This window comes from Paenibacillus pinisoli (assembly GCF_003605435.1).
GTDB lineage: Bacteria > Bacillota > Bacilli > Paenibacillales > Paenibacillaceae > Pristimantibacillus > Pristimantibacillus pinisoli.
On the sequence record NZ_QXQB01000001.1, the window covers coordinates 976982 to 993923 of the forward strand.

Below are 16942 nucleotides of genomic sequence, written 5' to 3' on the forward strand. Positions count from 1 at the left end.
AATTGTATCCCCCCAACGCTGACATCTGTATGTCAGTGTTTCCAATCCTATTTTTTAATAGCCCTATTATGCTAAGCTTGAGAATCTTTCTATCTGAAACGAGCCGTTGGAGAGGGACACTTCTACAAAACAAGGCGCAGCCATTGGGCTGCGCCTTGTTTTGCTCCATATCCAATTAAGGGGTAGCCCGTGCGGCGTGCGCTGCTTCGATCAGCAGCTCGAAGCTGCGGATGCGCTTCTCCGGATGGCGGATCGGAGCGAGCAAGACCAGCTCAGGCACGTTCAGCCGCTCGGCTTTGCGCTGCAGTTCATGCCATACCGACTCGCCCGTGCCTTTGATCACATGCGGCTCCCTCACTTCGATTGTGTATGGCTCTGTCGATTGCTTCTCGAATTGCTGGGCATGCTCCAGCGTCGATACCGTGATAGTGCGACCGCTTGCCAGATGAATCTTGATATGCTGCACCTCGCTGGCAATCGCCGCAGCCTCTTCTTCCGTATCCGAGGCAATTACCGAAAGCGCCGCCAGAGGCAGCGGCTCTGAGCCGCGGACGGAAATAAAAGCTTCCCGATAAGCGTTCAAAGCCTCCTCTGCCGCAGCCTCGTCCCCTGTAATAAATAGAGAGAAGACGTACGGCAATCCCAGCCGGGCAGCTTGTTTGGCGCTTTCGACCGACGTGCCCAGAATGAAGAGATCGGCGGGAATGAATGGAATCGGCGTCGCCTTCAATCCGTACAGCGGATGGCTCTCCTCCAAGGAATCCGTCAAGTACCGGTCCAGCTCCGCCAGCTTCTCCGTCAAGTCAGGCAAGGCGCCGTCATTGTTCTGCCTGAGCGCCTGAGCAGACTTCGGCAAGCCGCCAGGCGAGCGTCCGATCCCAAGATCGACACGGCCGGGTGCCAGCGATGACAGCACGTTGAAATTTTCCGCTACCTTGTACGGACTGTAGTGCTGAAGCATGACGCCGCCGGACCCTACACGAATCCGCTCCGTACTTGCCAGCAAATACGCAATGAGCACCTCCGGCGACGATCCTGCCACATGGGTGGAATCATGATGCTCCGACACCCAGAAGCGGTGATAGCCCAGCTGCTCTGCCCGCTGCGCCAGCCGCACGGTGCTTCGCAGCGCTTCCGATCCTGTATCTTCTTTATAAATTGGACTTTGGTCCAATATGCTTAACCGAATAGCCATCTTGCAGCCTCCCTGCGCCAAACCTTAGAATGCCGGCACGACCGCTACGCCGTACTTCTCTTCAATAAACTTCTTCACCTCAGGCGAGGTGAGCGCTTCATCCAGCTTCTTGATTTCTTCGCGGTTCTCGTCGCCTTTGCGCACAACAATGATGTTGGCATAAGGAGAATTCGCATTTTCGCGGAACAGGGCCGACTCCGGATCGATCTTCGCCTCCAGAATCAAGTTCGTATTAATAATGGCGCCGTCCAAGTCCGGCAGCGCGCGCGGCAGCGTCGCGGAGTCAGCTTCAATGAATTCCAGCTTCAGCGGATTATCCACAATATCCTTCGGTGTCGCCTCGTAAGTCGTCAGACCGTCGCGCAGCTTGATCAGCCCCTGCTCTTGAAGCAGCACCAGCGCGCGGTATTCGTTGGACGGATTGTTCGGAATGCCGATTTTGGCGCCTTCCTTGATCTCATCCTTCGACTTCAGCTTGTCGGAGTAAAAGCCAATGGGCTCGACGTGAACCTTCGTCGTTACAGCAAAATCATAGCCTTTCTCATCCTTGACCGAATCGAGATACGGCACATGCTGGAAGAAGTTCGCATCGATCTGCTTCTCATGCAGCGCCGGATTAAGCTGCCCCTCATCATCGAATACGACCACTTCGAGGTCTACACCCTTCTCCTTCAGCGATGCTTTCACTTCATTCAATATTTCAGCATGCGGCACGGCAGCAGAGCCGACCTTCAGCGTTACGCTTCCTGTATTGCCGCCGGCGGCCTCCGACGGACCCGGCTCATTGCCTTTATCCTTATTGCCCGAAGAGCAGCCCGCCGCCACGATGGCAAGAGTCAGCATCAGAGCAACTACTGTCATATGTTTGATTTTTTTACGTTTCATCGGAATCAAGACCTTCTTTCATGTGATTGGATGGTGTGAATGGATTATTCCCGTTTGAACCGCCGCTGCTGAATGCTGCGGGCAGTCAAGTCGCCCGTCCATTGAATCAGTTGAACGAGCGCAATAATAACAAGCACGGTCGCAAGCAGAATATCTTCCCGGAACCGTTGATAGCCGAACCGGATCGCCAAGCTGCCCAGCCCGCCCGCTCCGATCGCTCCGGCAACTGCCGTAAATTCCGTAATGGCAATGACAGCTATCGTCGCTGCCCGTACTAGTGCAGGCAAGGCCTCGGGTATGAGCACGCGGAAAATGATGACGGCAGGAGAAGCGCCGACCGACTTCGCTGCCTCAATCTTGCCAGCGGTAACCTCCTTGAGCGAGTTCTCGATGATTCGCGCCAGGAAGGGAGCCGCCCCGATCGACAGGGCGACGATTGCCGCCTTCGGACCAAGCGAGGTGCCGACGATGAAGCGCGATACGGGCAGCAGAATGACGATCAGAATAATAAACGGCAAGGAGCGGACGGTATTAATGATGAAGCCGATCACCTTGTTCAGAATCGGAATCGGCAGAATGCCGCCTCTCTCCGTCACAACCACCGTGATGCCAAGCGCAAGGCCAATGGCGAGGGCGAACAGCGACGACCAGAACACCATGTACAGCGTCTCCAGCAGTCCTGTCCACAGCAAATCGAATAGGTCATCCCTCATATGCCTGCACCCTGTCCCTCTACCAAAAACCGATTGGCGTAATAATTTTGCACAATATGAACGAACCGCTTCGACGTGGCGCTCTCGGGATGCATAAAAAATTTATCCACCGTACCCGTCTCCACAATTCTTCCGCCTTCGATGACCGCCATCCGGTTGCAAATATGCTGCAGCACATCCAGCTCATGCGTGATGAGCACAATCGTCAGCTTCAGCTTGCGGTTAATATCCTTCATCAGCTCCAGGATGGAATGCGTCGTCTCCGGGTCGAGCGCCGATGTCGCTTCGTCGCTGAGCAGCACATCGGGGTCATTAGCCAGCGCTCGCGCGATACCTACGCGCTGCTTCTGTCCCCCGCTCAGCTGCGACGGATACATTCCCGCCTTGTCGGACAGCTGCACCAGCTCCAGAATATCGGTTACTCTGTCGCGAATCTCGGATTTGCTCCTTCCCGCCACCTCCAGCGGGAAGGCGACATTGCCGAATACCGTACGGGAGTCCAGCAGGTTGAACTGCTGGAAGATCATGCCGATCTTCTGCCGCGCTTGCCGCAGCTCCTTCCCCTTAAGCTGCATAATATCTTTGCCGCCGACCAAGATGGAGCCCGTATCCGGCTCCTCCAGCCGGTTCAAGCAGCGGATGAGCGTTGATTTGCCCGCGCCGCTGAAGCCGATAATGCCGAAAATATCGCCCTTGTCGATATGCAGATCGATTCCGTCAAGCGCCTGTACCGCAGCTCCTTTTGTTGTTGAGTAGCTCTTGCTCAATTGTTGTACTGTAATCATGCATACCTGCCTCCGCCCCGCCCTCAGGCCTGGCTGGCCGGCACTTGCTGGCTTAGCGCGATCGCCTGCTTTAAGTCTTCGATGATATCCTCTATCGCTTCCGTTCCGATAGATAGACGGATCAGTCCCGGCGTTACGCCTGCTGCGAGCTGCTCCTGCTCGGATAGCTGCAGATGCGTCGTGCTGGCAGGATGAATGATGAGCGACTTGGAATCGCCGACATTCGCCAGATGGGAGAACAGCTTCACGTTATGAATCAGCCTTTTGCCGGCTTCTACGCCTCCTTTAATTCCGAAAGCGAGAATCGCGCCTTGCCCTTTTTTCAAATATTTTTGCGCCAGGGCGTATGAAGCGTGCGACTCCAGCCCCGGGTAGCTGACCCACTCTACGTCCGGATGGTCCTCCAGATAACGGGCTGCCGCCAGTGCATTCTCGCTGTGGCGCTCCAATCTGAGGTGCAGCGTCTCCAGCCCTTGCAGCAGCAGGAAAGAGTTGAACGGAGACAAGACCGCCCCGATATCCCTAAGCAGCTGAACTCTGGCTTTGGTAATATAAGCCAGCTCCTTGAATGCTTCCGTGAATACAACGCCATCATAGCTCGGATCAGGCTCCGTCAGCCCCGGGAACTTGCCGCTCGCTTCCCAGTCGAACTTCCCGCCGTCGATAATAATGCCGCCGATCGAGGTGCCGTGTCCGCCAATAAATTTGGTCGCGGAATGGACGACTATGTCTGCGCCATGGGCGATGGGCTGAAGCAAATAAGGACTCGGGAACGTATTGTCAACGATCAGTGGAATGCCGTTATCATGAGCGGCTTCCGCGACGGCTTCAATGTCAAGGACATCCCCCTTTGGATTGCCGATCGTCTCTGCGAAGACCGCTTTTGTATTGCTGCGGATCGCCTTGCGGAAATTCGCCGGATCCGAGGGATCTACGAAGGTCACGTCAATGCCGAATTTCGGGAACGTCGCTGCGAATAGATTGTGCGTGCCTCCGTACAAGCTTGCCGAAGATACGATATGGTCCCCCGCTCCCGCAATATTGAAGATGGAATAAGTGATTGCTGCTTGCCCCGAAGCAGTGGACAAGGCTCCAACGCCGCCCTCCAAGAGGGCAAGCCGCCGCTCGAACACATCCGATGTTGGATTGGAAACGCGAGTGTAGATATTTCCAACCTCCTTCAATCCGAACAGATTCGCCGCATGCTCGGTATCCCGGAAGCCGTAGGATGTTGTTTGATAGATCGGCACCGCTCTTGCCAATGTAGCGGAATCAAGCTCCTGTCCTCCGTGTACTGCCAGCGTCTCTGGACGATAGATTTGCTCATCTGCCATGTTCAACACTCTCCTCATAAGGTGATAGGTGAAACAAAAAAAGGAGATGCGACTGAGTGAACAGCAGCATCTCCGGTTATCCGGTAGAATAATATTGAGTATTCATACCTACTTAGTTGGACTTATGATCACAGTATAGGCCAGCTTCCCGGTTTCGTCAATATTTCAAAAAAATTTAATTTTGAGCATTCATTTGAAATATAGGATTGACGACCAGTTTACCCCATGTTAAATTATTTTCCAATAAATCTTATGCGATTAATAGGATATAAGGAGTGGACAACATGACAGCAAAACGTCAAATTAAACTATCCGCCTACCTGGTCGGAACCGGCATGCATACGGCCTCCTGGCGGCTGCCGGATGCGCAGCCCGGCTCCAGCATCGACATTGATTACTATAAGCGTCTGGCACAGACAGCCGAACGCGGCAAGTTCGATATCGCCTTCCTGGCTGACAGCCTCGCCATTAACGAAGTGTCCCATCCCAACATTCTGAACCGCTTTGAGCCGGTCACACTGATTGCCGCTCTGGCAGGCGCTACATCGCATATCGGCCTCGTCGCTACCGCTTCCACTTCCTACATTGAGCCGTTCAATCTGGCAAGGCTGCTCATGTCGGTTGACCATATCAGCAAAGGACGAGCGGGATGGAATATCGTTACCACACGCGATCTCTCCGGCAATACAGCTCGCAACTTCGGCGCGGAGGAGCATCTGGAGCACAGCTTCCGCTATAAGCGAGCGGCTGAATTCCTGCAAGTGGTGCGCGGGCTATGGGACTCCTGGGAGGACGATGCTTTCGTGCGCGACAAGGAATCCGGCGTCTTCTTCGAACCCGGGAAGCTGCATCGCATCCGGCACAAAGGCGAATTCTTCTCCGTGGAAGGGCCGCTTAATATCGGCCGTTCGCCGCAAGGCCATCCCGTCCTTGTCCAAGCCGGCACCTCGGATTCTGGCCAAAGCTTCTCGTCCCAGGTTGCAGAGGTTATCTTTTCGATCAAGTACAGCTTCGCGGATGCAGCGGAATTCTACCGTTCGTACAAACAAATTGTGGCAGATTCCGGCCGCAATCTGGAGCATGTCCATATATTGCAGGGCTTCTCCCCGATTATCGGGAGCACGGAAGCGGAGGCGCAGGAAAAGCGGCTGCAGCTGGAGGTGCTCATCAGCGAGGAAACCGGCATCGGCTTCCTCTCCGACTACTTCAAGGATATCGACTTTACGGGCTGCACGCTGGACACCCGAGCCGACGAACTGGGCCTTGGCAAGCTGCAGCTAGCCAAGCCGGATTACCGCAAGCATCAGCCCGTCATTGAGCGGGAGAATCCTAATCTTCGGGAGGTATACTCCTTACTTACCGGCGCCTTTAGCGGCGAAGACTGGGTAGGCACTCCAGAGAAAATTGCGGATACCATTGAACGATGGTTCAACGGCGGAGCTGCCGACGGCTTTATGCTGATGGCGCCTTCCTTGCCCGATGGGCTGGAGGACTTCGTCGATCATGTCGTTCCGCTTCTGCAGAAGCGCGGGCTGTTCCGCAAGGAATACGAAGGCGCGACGCTGCGCGAGCATCTGGGTATTCCCGTTCCTCCTAACCGATATATAAGCATCCATGCCTGAACGATGGGGCTGGCCTGACGCAGCGGCGACAGGCCAGCCCCATGCTTTTGGCGATTCAAGAAGTGTACTCATCAACCGGATCACAAAAAGAGATGCACAGCAGCAGCGCATCTCTTTTTTGTGATCCGGTCAATATCAAGGAAAAAAAGCCATTGATGCTTCAAATTCACAAAACATTCTTCGACTTTTTATTCCACATATCGCCATTCTTCTCTATTTGTTGTAAACTATAGATAAGAAATGATACTTTCGCATGAAATTTTATACTTTCAAAGGAGGATAAGCCCTTTGGACTGTCCATGTAGAACTCAAATCGAGAAGCTCAGAGTCATTATGGAAAACACATTTGACGAGTTCCAATCCTTCGTCGACCCCTCTGTGCTGCTCGCAAGCCAAGCGCTGGATGACGCGCTTGTCCAATATCGCAAATGTCCAATGTACAACCAATGCAACCAATGGGGCCGCCCTTGCACCGAAGACAATAAGAAACGCATAGCCGGCTAAGGTCCCTGTCTCCCGTATACCTATCCCACATATACCTATAAGGCTGCATAAGCATCAGCATAACTCAGTTGCTCCGTGCCGCTGCCAAATGAAAGAAGCCCCGAGGCGCTCGGAGGCTTCTATTGTCATGTCTAATGTTTGCCCAGATGCAGATAGAAGTCCAGATCCGCCTGCAGATGCTCCTTCATGAGCCGTTCCGCAGCTGCCGCGTCGTGTGAGCGAATCGCATCCAGAATATGTTGATGCTCGTCGATCAGGAATGGACGCTTGTAATAAACGACCGCCCTTCGGAACAGATAGATGATCGATTGCATCCGGTCGATAATGCGGACAATCTCCGGGTTGCGGCTCGCCTGAACGATCAGATCATGGAACTGCTTGTTCGCATCCATCGTTATATCGACCGTGCCTTCACGCGCAATCGTAATGCACTCCTGAACCTTCTCCTGGGTCGCTTCATCCATATAAGATGCGGCGCAGCGCGCTGAGAACCCCTCCAAAAGCATGCGTACCTCGAAGATATGGCGCAGATCCTCCACCGACGGCTGCACGACACGCTTCTTCTGGATCAGTCCCTCCTGCTCCAGCTTGCGGATCGACTCTCTGACAGGCGTCCGGCTGACGCCAAGCTCCTCCGCGAGACGCTCCTCTACCAGCTTCGTTCCTCCCGGTAATTCTCCGTTCAATATTTTATCTCTAATTAATTCGTAACAATGTATATATGCCGCTTGAAACGCCTGCTTGCTCATGATTCAACCTTCCTTTGCCCCTCATAAAAATCGCGGTTCGGTACAGACTATCTCTAAATTATAAAGCTATCGAATGACCATTGAAAGCAAAAACCAATATTTATTTTGTATCCATTTCGAATTTTTTGTATACATTTTTAAAATATTTGTGTACAATAGCTTTCGAAATCACTTCACAACACGATACAGGAGGTTCCAACATGAAAATTGGTTTCGTTGGACTTGGCATTATGGGTAAACCAATGGCCAAAAATTTGATTAAACAAGGATATAGCCTTACGGTCTACGATCTGAACGCGGAAGCTGTAGCCGAAGTGGTGCAGGCAGGCGCGGCACAGGGCGATTCTCCTAAAGCCGTCGCAAATGTAAGCGATGTCATCATCACTATGCTTCCCAATAACGCCATTGTGAAAAGCGTGCTTCTCGGCGAAGACGGTGTGATCCATGGCGCCAAGACAGGCGCTGTTGTCGTCGATATGAGCTCCATCTCGCCTGTTGTGGCGAAGGAAGTAGCCAGTGCGCTTGCGGAGCAAGGCATTCAAATGCTGGACGCACCAGTGAGCGGCGGCGAGCCGAAAGCGATAGACGGCACCCTGTCCATTATGGCCGGCGGCGATGAAACAGCCTTCCAGCGCGTGCTTCCTGTCCTCTCTTGCATGGGCAAGGATGTCATCCTCGTTGGCCCAAGCGGCAGCGGCTCTACTGCGAAGCTGGCAAACCAAATCATTGTAAACGTTAACATTGCAGCAATGTCCGAGGCGCTAGTGCTCGCCGCAAAAGCCGGCATCGACATCGATAAGCTCTACCAGGCCATCCGCGGCGGATTGGCAGGCAGCACGGTGCTGGATGCGAAGGTGCCGATGATTCTGGAGCGTAATTTCAAGGCGGGCGGCCGCGTCGATATTAACCTGAAGGACCTGTCGAATGTCATGGAGACGGCTGATGCCTTCGAGATGCCGCTTCCGCTGACAGCCCATGTGCGCCATATCTTCGAGACGCTTCGCGATGAAGGCAAGCAGTCGCATGACCATGGCGGCATTGTTCAATATTACGAAAAGCTGGCGGGAGTTGAAGTCGGCAAGACGACAACGTAATCAACATTACTACGACGAAAAGGTGGAAGCCCTATGTTAACCGGACCTATGCTCATTGTTGCATTCGTTATTGCACTGGCCTTTCTGTTTCTGCTGATTATCAAATGGAAGGTTGAGCCTTTCCTTGCTTTGACCGTTATCGCTTTCGGCACAGCGATCGCCATCGGCATTCCGCTGAAGGAAGTGCCGGGCATTGTCACCTCCGGCTTCGGCAATACGCTGACCGGGGTCGGCATTCTGATCGGCCTTGGCGTCATCTTCGGCCAGTTCCTTGGCGCATCCGGCGCAATCGAGAAGATCGCCGAAGCGCTGCTGAAGATTTTCGGCATCAAGAAATCGCCGGCAGGCCTTGCCGTATCCGGCACCATTGTCTCTATCCCTGTCTTCTTCGACGCCGCCTTCGTCATCCTGAGCGGGTTGCTCAAGAGTCTGGCGACGCGTACCGGCATTTCGATCATCACATTCGTAACGGCGCTGGGCATCGGCCTCATTACTTCTCATAACATGATCGCGCCTACGCCAGGCCCGATGATCGTAGCCGAGAATACAGGCTCCGACCTGGGACTGTTCATTCTGTACGGACTCATCTGCGCGATTCCGGCTACGCTGGTTGGCGGCTTCCTGTACGGCATGTTCATCGGCAAACGCGTGAAGACAGAAGTGAAAGCGGAAGACATCGAAGAGACGAAGGCAGAGCCAGGCTCGCGCAAAGAAATCAGCACCGCCCTGTCCTTCGGCATGCTGGCGCTTCCGATCGTGCTTATTCTGGCGAACACCTTCTCCAAGATGCTGTTCCCTGGCACGTCCATCGAGACGTTCTTCGGCTTCATCGGCGACAAGAACATCGCTTTGCTGATCAGCGTACTTGCAGCAATCATTTTCCTCCGCCCTTACATTGCGGATAATTACAACAAGCTGTATTCCGAAGCAATCGCAACTGCGGGCATGATCGTGCTCATTACCGGCGCGGGCGGCGCATTCGGCGCAGTCATCAACCATAGCGGCATCGGCGACTATCTGATTACGACGATGCAGAGCTGGAGCATTCCGGTTCTGATGCTGGCTTTTATTTTCTCTCAAATCCTGCGCGCATCGCTAGGCTCTTCTACAGTGGCGCTTGTGACAACATCAACAATTATGGGACCGCTTATTGCCGATCTCGGCGTATCTCCTATCCTGCTCGGTCTCGCAATCTGTGCAGGCGGCATCGGCTTGTCGCTGCCGAATGACTCCGGCTTCTGGGTCGTGAACCGCTTCGGCAAGCTGACAGTGCCGCAGACGCTTAAGGTATGGACGCTCGGCGGCTTCATCGCGGGCCTCACTGCGCTTGCTTCTGTCTATGTCCTTAGCCTGTTCAGCGGCATTCTGCCGGGACTGTAACAGCTACAACTATAAAGATAAAGGTGTGAAACCTATGCATATTGGAAAACGATTGGCGAGAGACGTATTTGACCGCTTGCCCGCTGTGGACAGCGGGCAAGTAGATACATGGCTTGAAGCGGAGCTGGAAAGCTTCGGCCGCAAAATCATTGTGCTGGACGATGATCCCACCGGCGTGCAGACGGTGCACGGCATATCCGTGTACACCGACTGGTCCCCGGAGACGATGCTGAAGGGCTTCCGCGAAGAAAGCTCGATGTTCTTCATCCTGACGAACTCGCGCGGCTTGATCGCCAGCGAGACGGAAGCGGTTCACCGCGACATCGCCCGCCATGCGGCGGAAGCGTCCGGGCAGCTTGGCGGCAAGCCTTATCTGATCGTCAGCCGCGGCGACTCCACTCTTCGCGGGCATTATCCGCTGGAGACCGAGACGCTGCGCAAGGCAACAGAAGCGGCTTCCGGCGTTCCATTCGACGGCGAGGTGATTCTCCCCTTCTTCAAGGCGGGCGGACGCTATACGATCGACAACATCCACTACGTTCAGTACGGCGAGGATCTGGTTCCCGCAGGCGAGACCGAGTTCGCGCGCGACCGCACATTCGGCTATACCGAATCCGATCTGGGCAGATGGGTCGAAGAGAAGTCCGGCGGCGCCTATCAGGCAGCCGACACGACTTATATTTCACTAGACAGCCTGCGCGCGCTTCATCTTGAAGCGATCGAGGACCAGTTGATGAAGGTAAGCGGCTTTAACAAGGTTGTCGTGAACGCCGTCGACGATATGGATGTGAAGATTTTCTCCATTGCGCTAGTACGCGCGATGAAACGCGGCAAAACCTTTATGTTCCGCACAGCGGCGGCCTTCACTAAGGTGATCGGCGGCGTCAGCGACAGACCGCTCCTGACCAAGGAAGAGGTTGTCGGCGGACAGCCCGGGACCGGCGGACTTATCCTTGTCGGCTCGCATGTAAAGAAAACAACGGAGCAGCTTGAAGGGCTGAAGACCTGCGGCTTTGTAACCTTTATCGAATTTGACGTACATCTGGTGACGCAGCCAGAAGCTTTTCAAGCCGAGGTTGACCGCGTGATCGCGGAGACGGAAGCCGCTATTGCAGCCGGGCGTACCGTCACAGTCTATACGCGCCGCGAGCGTCTGGACCTTGGGGAAGGAAAGCAGGAGGAGGAATTGCAGCAGTCGGTCAAAATATCGGATGCCGTCACCAGCATCGTGCAGCGCCTGAACGTGCGGCCGAGGTATATGATTGCCAAAGGCGGCATTACGTCCAGCGATATCGGGACCAAGGGACTGCGTGTACAGCGCGCCACTGTAGCCGGACAGATCCAGCCAGGCGTTCCGGTCTGGATTACCGGAGACGAAAGCAAATTCCCCGGACTATATTATGTAATCTTCCCGGGCAATGTAGGATCGGCTTCCACGCTGAAGGATACGGTAGAGCTGCTGGAGGGCTAATCCGCCGGGAGATTCAAGCTGCGGCGTATGCAGCTGGCCGATGGCGCCCTGCATGCGCCGCTTTTAATGGAGAAGGAGTTCAACTATGCTAATACCAACCAAAGAAATCTTGCTGGCAGCGCAACGAGAGAAAAAGGCCGTTGCCGCCTTTAACGTATTTAATCTGGAGACGGTGCAGGCCTCTGTACAGGCGGCAGAGGAAGAGAACCGCCCTGTAATCATCGCGCTGGGCGAGCGTTATTTGCCTACTGTTGATCTAGAAGGATTCGCCGCGATGGCGATCGCTATCGCCCGCAAAGCAGCCATTCCCGTCGCGCTTCATCTGGATCATGCCTATGAGAAAGAGTCTATCGTCCGGGCAATCCGGTGCGGCTTCACATCCGTCATGTATGACGGCTCCAAGTACGAGCTGGGCGAAAATATCGCACGCACCAAAGATATCGCAGATCTTGCCCATATGGCAGGCGTATCCGTGGAAGCGGAGATTGGCTCCGTCTCCCGCGGCGCTTTCTCCGACGAAGAAGAAGGCGACGGCCGGCTGACGGATCCCGCTGACGCCAAGCGCTTTGTCGAGGAAACCGGCGTCGACTTTCTGGCCGCAGCTATCGGCACCGTGCACGGCATGTATACGGGAGAGCCCAAGATTGACCTGGAGCTGCTGCGCGAGATTGAAGCAGCTGTAACAATTCCGCTCGTGCTGCATGGCGGCTCCGGCACACCGGATGCGATTATTGCCCAAGCAATCGAGAGCGGCATTTGCAAAGTAAACGTCAATACCGAAGTATCTCTCGCTGCCGTATCCCATCTGATCCGCTGTGCCTCCTCCGCTGAGGCACAGCGCACTCATCTGTCCGCGATCATGGCAGATATGCAATACACGATCGCGCCGGTCATGAAAAAGTTCGTAAAGCTGCTGGCCCGCCAAGAGCAGGCATAACTTGCAACAGAAAGAAGCCTTCCTTGCAATGGTTGTACGAATCAACCATTGCACCCAGGAACGGCTTCTTTTTTTCCTTCCACATGTTCGCGCCAATAAAACAGCGATCGTAAATTGCGCAGTTTGCCCTCGGCATGAAAAGAGCTGCCCCGTTAGTCAGAAATGACATCCTGGACAGCTCCCTATTCGTGTATAGGCATATGTGGAGCTCCTATGAATACCGTCTCCTCAGCTCGACAGCCCGCCCAGCTTGCACGAAATTTGCGCTGCGGCAGCCTTCACCTGCTCGATGACAGCGGGGACTTCATCCTTATTCAACCGGTGAATCGGGCCTGCCGCCGACAGGCTCGCCACAATACGCTGCTGCGTATCGAGAATCGGTGCGGCAACAGCGAAGGCATCTGAATCGTATTCGCCCAACGTGAAGCTGTAGCCTTGTTGCCGGATCGTATCCAGCTCTCGGTACAGCGCATCAGAACCTTGCTCGCCCTCGGAGAACAGCTTGCACATCTCCTCCATAATCTTCTCGCTCTCGTAGGCTAGCAACGTCTTGCCGGAGGCGCCCAGATTAAGCGGCAGCACTCTCCCGTTCTCGATGGACAGCCGGATAAGCCGCTTGCTCGTCACATTCTCGATGCAGATTGCCTTTGAGCCGGAGCGCACGAACAGCACAGTCGTCTCCCCTGTTGCGTTCGTCAGCTCCTCCATGATCGGGCGGGCGATGGTCAGCAGATCCTTCTCGATCTGCTGCGACAGGCTCCTCGCCAAATCGAAGATACGCAGGCCAAGGCCGATCTGGCCTCTGCCCTTGCGCTCAACAAAGCCGTTCTTGATCAGCGTCTGTATGAAACGGTACGCCGTGCTGTCCGGTATGCCCACCTTCTCGGCGATCTCGCTTACGGTGAGCGTCGAGCCGGACTCTGCTAATACAAATAAGATATCGATTGCTCTTCCTAACGTCTGTGTCCCGTTCATATCAGCACCTCGGAGGTATGCTATACTTGGTCATTAATCGTGACCATTATATCATACACGCCATTCCCCGCGAGCTTTTGACATCGATATTTTTTCCAGCCAGAGCAAAATCATATTGGCCGATACCGCCAGCACAGACACGAACAGCGTGCCCCATACCATCTTCGGCATAGAACTCTGATTCAGTCCTTCGAACAGAATCGTACCTAACCCGCCTGCGTTGATCCATGCCGCAATCGTAGCAATGCCGATAATGGAGACCGATGCGATGCGCAAGCCCCCGATAATAACAGGAAGCGCCAGCGGAAGCTCGACCTTGCGGAACAGCTGCCACTTGCTGTAGCCCATCCCGCTCCCCGCTTCGATAACTGACGGATCAATCGATTGAAAGCCTGCGATGACATTGCGTACCAGAATAAGCTGGCTGTACACAACAAGCGCGATAATGGCTGGTTTGAAGCCAAGGCCTACTAACGGGATAAGCAGCGCGAACATGCCCAGGCTCGGAATGGCATAGATAATGCCGAGCACCGACATTACCGGCACCGCAATCCGGCGATGGCGGGATAGCCAGTATCCGAGCGGCAGCGCTATTGCCGTTGCAATCAGCAGCGACAGCGCTGTCAAGTAGCAGTGCTCCAGAAGCGCTGTGAATAACCGGTCATAATATCTTGTAAAGTAATCCATCATGCCGCTCACCTGCCGCTGCCAAGCTTAAGCTGGTCCAGCGTTACCCGGCCTGCCGCCTGCCCGTCATCCGCTTCTACTACAACATAAGGCACATCCTGCTTGAGCAGCACCTGCAGGGCATCCTTCAGGCTGCTGTCTGCAGAGAGGCGCGGATAATGCTCCGGCGCCGCATCCTCCAGCGGAATCATGCCCTCGCTCGCGCGAATGAGATGAAGGCGCTGGAACAGGTCTTCGGCTTGAACGAGCTCTGATACGAAGCTGTTCGAAGGCTTATCCATAATATGGATAGGCTTGTCGTATTGCTGAATCGTTCCTTCATTCATAACGATCATCCGGTCGCCCAGCTTGAGCGCCTCATCAACGTCATGCGTGACGAACAAGACGGTCTTGCCCAGCTGGCGCTGGATCTCCTTGAAGTCATCCTGCAGCTTGCCTCGCGTGATCGCGTCGATTGCGCCGAACGGTTCGTCCATCAGCAGCACGGCAGGGTCTCCCGCCATCGCTCTTGCAATGCCGACCCGCTGCTGCTGGCCGCCCGAGAGCTGGCGCGGATAGCGCTGCCTGTATGAATCCGGCAGATGGACAAGCTCCATCAGTTCCTTTACCCGCGCATCGGTCCGGCTCCGTTCCCAGCCCAGGATTTGGGGCACGGTCGCGATGTTCTGCTCGATCGTCATATGCGGGAACAACCCGATCTGCTGAATCACATAACCGATGCTGCGGCGAAGCTCCGTCAGCGGCTGCTGCCGGATGTCCTTGCCGAAGAGCGAGATCGTGCCGGATGTCGGCTCAATAATGCGGTTGACCATCTTGAGCAGCGTCGTCTTGCCGCAGCCCGACGCTCCCAGAATCGTAACGAATGAGCCCGACTCCACCGTCAGGCTCGTCTCGTTCACGGATGGCTTTGGCGCTTTCGGAAATGTTTTGGTAACCCGGTCGAACACAATAGCTGCATCTGCCATGTATGATCCCCTCTCCATCACAGGAAGGGGCTTCCCCTATTTGACAGGAAGAAGCCCCGCCGCCTCCGCGGCCCCGATTATTTCAACAAGCCTTGCTCTTGAAGGAACGCTTTTGCTACGTCCGCATATTCCTTCTTGTCAATGTCGACCCGAGCGTTCAGCTTCTGCACAGTCTCATTGTCCAGCTTAGCCGATACTTCGTTCAGCGCTTTAGCAATTTCAGGATCCTTCTCGTTCAGGTCGCCGCGAATAACCGGGGCTACAAAGTACGGGGGCCAGAACTTGCCGTCATCCTCCAGGAGCACGAGATCCGGATTCGTCAGATCGCCATCTGTCGTAAAGCCGACTGTTACATCCGCTTCTCCGTCCAGAATAACGCGATACTTGATGCCGTAGTCGAACAGCTTGATGCTTTTGAAGTCCATTTTGCCATAGAAGTCGTTAAGGCCTTTCAGACCGTCCTCGCGCTCCTCGAACTCCGGCACGGCTGCCAGATTCAGCTCGGAAGCCAGCTTAGGCAGATCGGAAATTTTGTACAGATTGTATTTCTCGGCAACCGCCTTCGTCGTCACCAGGCCTTGGGAATCGTTCGCATCGGTCGGCTCCAGCCAGATCAGGTTGAACTTCTCCTTGTAGCCTTGGGATACTTCGTCGTAGACCGCTTGAGCGTCCGATTGAGGCGGCAGCTCCAGGACGTTGATCAAGCCAGTACCCGTATATTCGGGATAAAAGTCGATATCGCCTTTCTTAAGCGCTTCATGCGCGACGAGCGTACCGCCGAGATTCAGCTTGCGGTCTACCTTGTAGCCTTTGCTCTCCAAAGCCAGCGCGTACATCTCGCCCAGAATAAGCGATTCCGTAAAGTTTTTCGAGCCCACCTTGACCGTTCCCTTGCCAGAGCCTCCGGAGCATGCGCTAAGCAGCAGCGCGGCGCCGATAATCATACTTGCCAGTGTCATCCATTTCTTCTTCATGGTTAACGTTCTCCTCTCCACATTCAACGCTGATATTTTGTTGCCGCTCTTTCGATTCCCGCAAAGCCGACCTCGGACAAGATTGCCAGCATCGCCACGGGAAGCGCACCTACCAACAATAAAGAAAAATTGTACATCCCAAGACCGTTAATGATGAAGGTGCCCAGTCCGCCGCCTCCGATGAATGCCGCAAGCGTCGCGCTAGCGATAACTTCGACAGCCGCCGTCTTCATGCCGGACAGCACTAAGGGCAGCGCCAGAGGAAGCTCAATTCTTCGCATGATCGCTCCCCCGCTCATGCCCATGCCGGAGGCCGCTTCAATAATGGATGGCTCGATTCCGCGAAATCCCATGTACGTGTTGATCAGGATCGGAGGACAAGCCAGCAGCGTCAGCGCGACAAGGGCGGGGGCAAACCCCGTGCCCATCAGCGGCAGGATAATGACTAGCACCGCGAGACTCGGAATAACCCGGAGAGAATTGAACAAGCCCATGATCGGTCCGGAAAGCCATTGCTTCTTCGCGCATACGATGCCAAGCGGCACGCATAGGAATGCGGCGATGGCAAAGGCGTATAAGCTTATGCTGAGATGCACCCGGACAGCTTCCCAGAAGCGGTCGCCGTTCGCGAGCACATACTCATAGGCACCGGTCAGAACCTCCACTCGATAC

At 54.8% G+C, this 16942-nt stretch carries 17 protein-coding genes; 6 read left to right on the forward strand and 11 right to left on the reverse strand.

Annotated features, from left to right (window positions below; translation table 11 throughout):
* Positions 1-175: 175 nt before the first annotated feature.
* From D3P09_RS04680 to D3P09_RS04700, 5 genes are read right to left on the reverse strand one after another with little or no spacing between them, the layout of a single operon-like run.
* On the reverse strand, positions 176-1195 hold the full coding sequence (locus tag D3P09_RS04680; protein ID WP_120107616.1) for an LLM class flavin-dependent oxidoreductase: 1020 nt from the start codon (positions 1193-1195) through the stop codon (positions 176-178).
* A 24-nt stretch (positions 1196-1219) separates the two neighbouring features.
* Positions 1220-2080: a MetQ/NlpA family ABC transporter substrate-binding protein gene (locus D3P09_RS04685; protein WP_120107618.1), complete on the reverse strand. Its 861-nt coding sequence runs from the start codon at positions 2078-2080 to the stop codon at positions 1220-1222.
* A 44-nt stretch (positions 2081-2124) separates the two neighbouring features.
* A complete protein-coding gene (locus D3P09_RS04690; protein WP_120107619.1) occupies positions 2125-2793 on the reverse strand; it encodes a methionine ABC transporter permease in 669 nt (222 codons plus the stop codon).
* Positions 2790-3578 (reverse strand): methionine ABC transporter ATP-binding protein, encoded by a 789-nt coding sequence (locus D3P09_RS04695; protein ID WP_120107621.1) that lies wholly within the window; start codon positions 3576-3578, stop codon positions 2790-2792. The genes D3P09_RS04690 and D3P09_RS04695 overlap by 4 nt, the downstream gene beginning before the upstream one ends.
* Before the next feature lie 23 nt (positions 3579-3601).
* Positions 3602-4912, reverse strand: a complete 1311-nt coding sequence (locus tag D3P09_RS04700; RefSeq protein ID WP_120107623.1) for a homocysteine synthase — start codon at positions 4910-4912, stop codon at positions 3602-3604.
* A gap of 284 nt (positions 4913-5196) precedes the next feature.
* On the opposite strand from D3P09_RS04700, the gene D3P09_RS04705 reads away from it, so the two are divergent.
* Both D3P09_RS04705 and D3P09_RS28270 read left to right on the forward strand, forming a co-directional pair.
* On the forward strand, positions 5197-6534 hold the full coding sequence (locus D3P09_RS04705) for an LLM class flavin-dependent oxidoreductase (protein ID WP_120107624.1): 1338 nt from the start codon (positions 5197-5199) through the stop codon (positions 6532-6534).
* A gap of 240 nt (positions 6535-6774) precedes the next feature.
* The gene (locus D3P09_RS28270) at positions 6775-7038 is read left to right on the forward strand and encodes an aspartyl-phosphate phosphatase Spo0E family protein (RefSeq protein WP_120107626.1); all 264 of its coding nucleotides are present in this window, start codon (positions 6775-6777) and stop codon (positions 7036-7038) included.
* A gap of 131 nt (positions 7039-7169) precedes the next feature.
* On the opposite strand, the gene D3P09_RS04715 is transcribed toward D3P09_RS28270, so the two are convergent.
* Entirely contained in the window at positions 7170-7787 is a 618-nt protein-coding gene (locus tag D3P09_RS04715) for a GntR family transcriptional regulator (RefSeq protein WP_120107627.1), read from the reverse strand.
* A 200-nt stretch (positions 7788-7987) separates the two neighbouring features.
* Between D3P09_RS04715 and garR the strand changes: the two genes are divergently transcribed.
* From garR to D3P09_RS04735, 4 genes are all read left to right on the forward strand, one after another.
* Positions 7988-8881 carry a 2-hydroxy-3-oxopropionate reductase gene (garR, locus tag D3P09_RS04720; RefSeq protein ID WP_120107629.1) on the forward strand — a complete coding sequence of 298 codons (894 nt, stop codon included), beginning with the start codon at positions 7988-7990 and terminating at the stop codon, positions 8879-8881.
* 33 nt (positions 8882-8914) lie between these two features.
* Positions 8915-10261, forward strand: a complete 1347-nt coding sequence (locus tag D3P09_RS04725; protein WP_120107631.1) for a GntP family permease — start codon at positions 8915-8917, stop codon at positions 10259-10261.
* Between the two features lie 34 nt (positions 10262-10295).
* The gene (locus D3P09_RS04730; RefSeq protein ID WP_120107633.1) at positions 10296-11732 is read left to right on the forward strand and encodes a four-carbon acid sugar kinase family protein; all 1437 of its coding nucleotides are present in this window, start codon (positions 10296-10298) and stop codon (positions 11730-11732) included.
* 85 nt (positions 11733-11817) lie between these two features.
* Positions 11818-12669, forward strand: a complete 852-nt coding sequence (locus D3P09_RS04735) for a class II fructose-bisphosphate aldolase (protein WP_120107635.1) — start codon at positions 11818-11820, stop codon at positions 12667-12669.
* 228 nt (positions 12670-12897) lie between these two features.
* On the opposite strand, the gene D3P09_RS04740 is transcribed toward D3P09_RS04735, so the two are convergent.
* The 5 genes from D3P09_RS04740 to D3P09_RS04760 form a co-directional block, all read right to left on the reverse strand.
* Positions 12898-13644 carry an IclR family transcriptional regulator gene (locus D3P09_RS04740; RefSeq protein WP_120107637.1) on the reverse strand — a complete coding sequence of 249 codons (747 nt, stop codon included), beginning with the start codon at positions 13642-13644 and terminating at the stop codon, positions 12898-12900.
* A gap of 51 nt (positions 13645-13695) precedes the next feature.
* Complete coding sequence (locus tag D3P09_RS04745) at positions 13696-14334, reverse strand: ABC transporter permease (protein ID WP_120107639.1); 639 nt, start codon at positions 14332-14334, stop codon at positions 13696-13698.
* 5 nt (positions 14335-14339) lie between these two features.
* Complete coding sequence (locus tag D3P09_RS04750) at positions 14340-15296, reverse strand: ABC transporter ATP-binding protein (RefSeq protein ID WP_120107641.1); 957 nt, start codon at positions 15294-15296, stop codon at positions 14340-14342.
* A gap of 77 nt (positions 15297-15373) precedes the next feature.
* On the reverse strand, positions 15374-16270 hold the full coding sequence (locus D3P09_RS04755) for an ABC transporter substrate-binding protein (protein WP_120107643.1): 897 nt from the start codon (positions 16268-16270) through the stop codon (positions 15374-15376).
* A gap of 23 nt (positions 16271-16293) precedes the next feature.
* Entirely contained in the window at positions 16294-16935 is a 642-nt protein-coding gene (locus tag D3P09_RS04760) for an ABC transporter permease (protein ID WP_120107645.1), read from the reverse strand.
* Positions 16936-16942 lie beyond the last annotated feature (7 nt).

Excerpts from the sequence above, each read along its gene's own strand:
- D3P09_RS04680 (WP_120107616.1), bottom strand. The coding sequence starts at position 1,195 with ATGGCTATTCGGTTAAGCATATTGGACCAAAGTCCAATTTATAAAGAA.
- D3P09_RS04685 (WP_120107618.1), bottom strand. The coding sequence starts at position 2,080 with ATGAAACGTAAAAAAATCAAACATATGACAGTAGTTGCTCTGATGCTG.
- D3P09_RS04690 (WP_120107619.1), bottom strand. The coding sequence starts at position 2,793 with ATGAGGGATGACCTATTCGATTTGCTGTGGACAGGACTGCTGGAGACG.
- D3P09_RS04695 (WP_120107621.1), bottom strand. The coding sequence starts at position 3,578 with ATGATTACAGTACAACAATTGAGCAAGAGCTACTCAACAACAAAAGGA.
- D3P09_RS04700 (WP_120107623.1), bottom strand. The coding sequence starts at position 4,912 with ATGGCAGATGAGCAAATCTATCGTCCAGAGACGCTGGCAGTACACGGA.
- D3P09_RS04705 (WP_120107624.1), top strand. The coding sequence starts at position 5,197 with ATGACAGCAAAACGTCAAATTAAACTATCCGCCTACCTGGTCGGAACC.
- D3P09_RS28270 (WP_120107626.1), top strand. The coding sequence starts at position 6,775 with ATGATACTTTCGCATGAAATTTTATACTTTCAAAGGAGGATAAGCCCT.
- D3P09_RS04715 (WP_120107627.1), bottom strand. The coding sequence starts at position 7,787 with ATGAGCAAGCAGGCGTTTCAAGCGGCATATATACATTGTTACGAATTA.
- garR (WP_120107629.1), top strand. The coding sequence starts at position 7,988 with ATGAAAATTGGTTTCGTTGGACTTGGCATTATGGGTAAACCAATGGCC.
- D3P09_RS04725 (WP_120107631.1), top strand. The coding sequence starts at position 8,915 with ATGTTAACCGGACCTATGCTCATTGTTGCATTCGTTATTGCACTGGCC.
- D3P09_RS04730 (WP_120107633.1), top strand. The coding sequence starts at position 10,296 with ATGCATATTGGAAAACGATTGGCGAGAGACGTATTTGACCGCTTGCCC.
- D3P09_RS04735 (WP_120107635.1), top strand. The coding sequence starts at position 11,818 with ATGCTAATACCAACCAAAGAAATCTTGCTGGCAGCGCAACGAGAGAAA.
- D3P09_RS04740 (WP_120107637.1), bottom strand. The coding sequence starts at position 13,644 with ATGAACGGGACACAGACGTTAGGAAGAGCAATCGATATCTTATTTGTA.
- D3P09_RS04745 (WP_120107639.1), bottom strand. The coding sequence starts at position 14,334 with ATGATGGATTACTTTACAAGATATTATGACCGGTTATTCACAGCGCTT.
- D3P09_RS04750 (WP_120107641.1), bottom strand. The coding sequence starts at position 15,296 with ATGGCAGATGCAGCTATTGTGTTCGACCGGGTTACCAAAACATTTCCG.
- D3P09_RS04755 (WP_120107643.1), bottom strand. The coding sequence starts at position 16,270 with ATGAAGAAGAAATGGATGACACTGGCAAGTATGATTATCGGCGCCGCG.